Raw genomic sequence first — 4,375 nt, forward strand, 5'->3', positions numbered from 1 at the left:
TGTACATCGGCGGCCGGGGCCTGGCCCGCGGCTACCTGAACCGGCCGGAGCTGACCGCCGAGCGCTTCGTCCCGCACCCGTTCGACCCGGACCCGGCGGCGCGCCTCTACCGCACCGGGGACCTGGTGCGCCGCCGGAGCGACGGCGGCATCGAGTTCCTGGGGCGTCTGGACCACCAGGTGAAGCTGCGCGGCTTCCGGATCGAGCTGGGCGAGATCGAGAGCGAGCTGACCGACCGCCCGGAGGTCGGCCACGCGGTGGTGACGGTCCGTGAGGACGTGCCCGGTGACCAGCGGCTGGTGGCGTACGTGGTGCCGGCCGCCGACGGCGGCACCGCGCCGGCGCAGGAGTGGCCGGACCAGGTCGACGAGTGGCGCCGGATCTGGGACACCGCCTACGACGAGCCGGGCGGCGCCCCGGCCGCCCCCGGTCCGGCCGAGATCCCCGGCGAGGACCTGCGCGGCTGGAACAGCAGCTACACCGGGGAACCGATCCCCGCCGCCGAGATGCGCGAGTGGGCCGACCGCACCGCCGAGCGGGTGCTCGCCCTGCGCCCGCGCTCGGTGCTGGAGATCGGCTGCGGCACCGGCCTGATCCTCCAGCGGGTCGCCCCGCACACCGAGCGGTACTGGGGCACCGACATCTCCGGGGTGGCCCTGGACGGCCTGCGCTCGGTGGTCGGCGCCGCCGACGGCGCGTTCAGCGAGGTCGCCCTGCACGCCTGCCCGGCCGACCGGCTGGAGCGGCTGCCCGAGCGGCTGTTCGACGTCATCGTGCTCAACTCGGTGGTCCAGTACTTCCCGGACGAGCGCTATCTGCTGCGGGTCGTCGAGGGCGCGCTGGCCCGGCTCGCCCCGGGCGGCTCGCTGTTCCTCGGCGACGTCCGCAGCCTGCCGCTGCTGACCGCGTTCCACCTCTCGGTGCAGCTGGCGCACGCCGAACCGGGCCTGCCCGACGCCGAGGTGCTGGCCCGGACCCGGCGCCGGGTGGAGGAGGACGAGGAACTGGTCTTCGACCCCGGCCTGTTCACCGCCCTGCCCCGGCGCTTCCCGGCGATCGGCGAGGTCCGAATCCTGCCCAAGCGGGCCTCCTCGGCCAACGAGCTGACCCGCTTCCGCTACGACGTCGTCCTCACCACCGGCCGGCCCGGCGCCCCGGAGCCGGTGGACGTCGAGTGGCTGGACTGGACGGCCGAGGGCCTGAGCGTGGACGCGCTGCGCGAGCGGCTGGCCGCCGAACGGCCCGCGCTGCTCGCCGTCCGCGCGGTGCCCAACGCCCGGGTCCGCGACCTCGCCGACGCCCTGCGCCGCTCCGCCGGGGACGACGCCCCGCCCGCCGCCCGCCCGGACGCCGTCGACCCCGAGCGGCTGTGGTCCCTCGCCGAGGCCACCGGCTACCGGATCGACCTCGACTGGTCCACGCACGGCCCCGACGGCGCGCTCACCCTGGTCGCCCGCCGCCCGGGCCCCGACGGCACCCCCGTCACCGGACCGCCGCGCCTCGCCGAGGTGCCGCCGCGGGAGCCGGACTGGGGCCGCCACGTCAGCGGAACCCGCCGCCGGCTGGCCCGTCGGCTGGTCCCGGTGCTGCGCGCCGCCCTCGCCGAACGCCTGCCCGGCTACATGGTCCCCTCCGCCTACGTCCTGCTCGACGCCCTGCCGCTGACCCCCAACGGCAAGACCGACCGCAAGGCGCTGCCCGCCCCCGACGGCGAGCGCCGCGACCTCGCCTCGGCGTACGTCGCCCCGCGCGACGAGCGCGAGGAGGCGCTGTGCGCGCTGTTCGCCAAGGTGCTCGGGGTGCCGGCGGTCGGCGTCCACGACAGCTTCTTCGACCTGGGCGGCCACTCCCTGCTCGCCACCCGGCTGGTCTCCCAGATCCGGGCCGCGCTGGGCGCCGAGGTGCAGGTCCGGACGCTGTTCGAGACGCCGACGGTGGCGGGCCTGGCCCGCCGGCTGGCCGACGACGGTCCCGGCGGCGCCGAGGCCGCGTCCCCGCGCCCCGCGCTGCTGCCCGGGCCCCGGCCCGCCGAGCCGCCGCTCTCCTTCGCCCAGCGCCGGCTCTGGTTCCTGGACCGGATGCAGGGCCCCTCCGCCACCTACAACATCCCGATGGCCGTGCGCCTGAGCGGCCCGCTGGACACCGCCGCGCTGCGCTCCGCGCTCGCCGACGTCGTCCAGCGGCACGAGGCGCTGCGCACCGTCTTCCCCGACACCGCCGGGGTCCCGCGCCAGCACGTCCTCGGGCCCGGCGCCGGGCGCGCCGCGCTCACCGTCACCGAACTGCCCGAGGCCGACGCCGCGCCGGCCGTCCGGGCCGCCGCCCGCCACCACTTCGACCTGGTCCGCGAACTCCCGGTGCGCGCCGAGCTGTTGGTGCACGGCCCGGAGCGGCACACGCTGGTCCTGGTGGTGCACCACATCGCCGCCGACGGCTGGTCCGTCGCCCTGCTCGGCCGCGACCTCGCGACCGCCTACACCGCCCGGCGCGACGGCCGCCCGCCGCGCTGGGCACCGCTGCCGGTCCAGTACGCCGACTACACCCTGTGGCAGCGGCGGCTGCTCGGCGACCAGGACGACCCGCACAGCACCTGGAACCGCCAGCTCGCCTACTGGCAGCGGGCTCTGGACGGCCTGCCGGAGCGGATCGCGCTGCCAGTCGACCGGCCGCACCCGGCGGAGACGAGCCGGCGCGGCGGCACCGTCGCGCTGCGCTGGGACGCCGCGCTGCACGCCGCCGTCGCCGAGACCGCCCGGCGGCACGACGTCAGCGAGTTCATGGTCGTGCACGCCGCCCTGGCCGCCCTGCTGCACCGGCTGGGCGCCGGGGACGACGTCCCGGTCGGGGCGACCGTCGCCGGGCGCACCGACGCCGCCACCGAGGAACTGATCGGCTTCTTCGTCAACACCCTGGTGCTGCGCACCGATCTGAGCGGCCACCCGAGCTTCCGCGAGCTGCTGGCGCGGGTCCGCGAGCGTGGCCTGGACGCCTACGCCCATCAGGAGGTCCCGTTCGAGTTCCTGGTCGACGCGCTGCGGCCCACCCGCTCCACCGCCCACCACCCGCTGTTCCAGGTGATGCTCGCCTGGCAGAACGTCCCCGACGCGGTACTCGGCCTGCCGGGCCTGGCCGAGGAGGTCGTGCCGGTGGACACCGGCGGCGCCCGGATGGACCTGGTGTTCTCGCTCACCGGGCGGCGCTCCCCCGGTAGCGGCGCCCCGGCCGGGATCGACGGCGTCGTCGAGTACAGCGCCGACGTCTTCGACCCTGCCGCCGTGGAGCTGCTGGCCGAACGGCTGCGCCGGATGCTGCAAGCCGCCTGCGCCGCGCCGGAACGCCCGGTCGGCGAGGTCGACCTGCTCTCCCCCGAGGAGCGGCACCGGCTGCTGACGGAGTGGAACGCCCCGGCGCGGGTCCCGCCGTCCGCCACCCTGCCCGAGCTGTTCGAGGCGCAGGCGGCCCGCACCCCCGACCGGCTCGCGCTGCTGGACGCCGAGCGGGAGCTGACGTACGCGCGGCTGGACGCGGAGGCGAACCGGCTGGCCCGGCTGCTGATCGACCACGGCGCGGGCCCGGAGCGGCCGGTCGCGGTGGCGCTGCCGCGCTCGGCCGCCTCGGTGGTGGCGATGCTGGCCGTGGTCAAGGCGGGCTCCGTCTACCTGCCGGTCGACCCGGACTACCCGGCGCGGCGGATCGGCCTGCTGCTCCAGGACGCCCGTCCGGTGCTGCTGCTGACGGTCGCGGAGGCGGCCGACGCATTGCCCGACACCGGCGTCCCGGTGCTGCGGCTGGACGCGCCGGAGGTGACGGCCGAGCTCGCCGACCGCCCCGCCACCGCGCCGACCGACGCCGACCGCGCCGGGCCGCTGACCCCGGCGAACGCCGCGTACGTCATCTACACCTCGGGCTCCACCGGCACGCCCAAGGGCGTCGTGGTCACCCACGCCGGCCTCCCCGGTCTGGTCGCGGCGCAGGGCGAGGGCTTCGGCCTGGACGCGGACTCCCGGGTGCTTCAGTTCGCCTCGCCGGGCTTCGACGCCTCGGTGGCGGAGCGCTGCGACGCGCTGCTGACCGGCGCCGCGCTGGTCGTCGTCCCCAAGGCGGAACTGCTCCCGGGCGAGCCGCTGGCCCGCACCTGCGAGCGGTACGGGGTGACCAATGTGACGCTGCCGCCCAGCGTGCTGGCCGCCGTGCCGGAGGGCGGGCTGCCCGCCGGGCTGTCGCTGGTGGTCGCGGGCGAGTCCTGCCCGGCCGCGCTGGCCGACCGCTGGTCGGCCTCCCTGCGGATGGTCAACGCCTACGGGCCGACCGAGACCACGGTGTGCGCCACCCTGACCGGGCCGCTGTCACCCGGCGCGGGCGCCCCGCCGGTCGG

At 77.1% G+C, this 4,375-nt stretch carries 1 protein-coding gene; it reads left to right on the forward strand.

The features are described from left to right. On the forward strand, nucleotides 1-4,375 hold a 4,375-nt coding region (locus ABD308_RS11675), incomplete at both ends, for a condensation domain-containing protein (protein ID WP_344332041.1).

Origin of the sequence: Kitasatospora putterlickiae, from assembly GCF_039527695.1 — a bacterium.
Lineage (GTDB): Bacteria > Actinomycetota > Actinomycetes > Streptomycetales > Streptomycetaceae > Kitasatospora > Kitasatospora putterlickiae.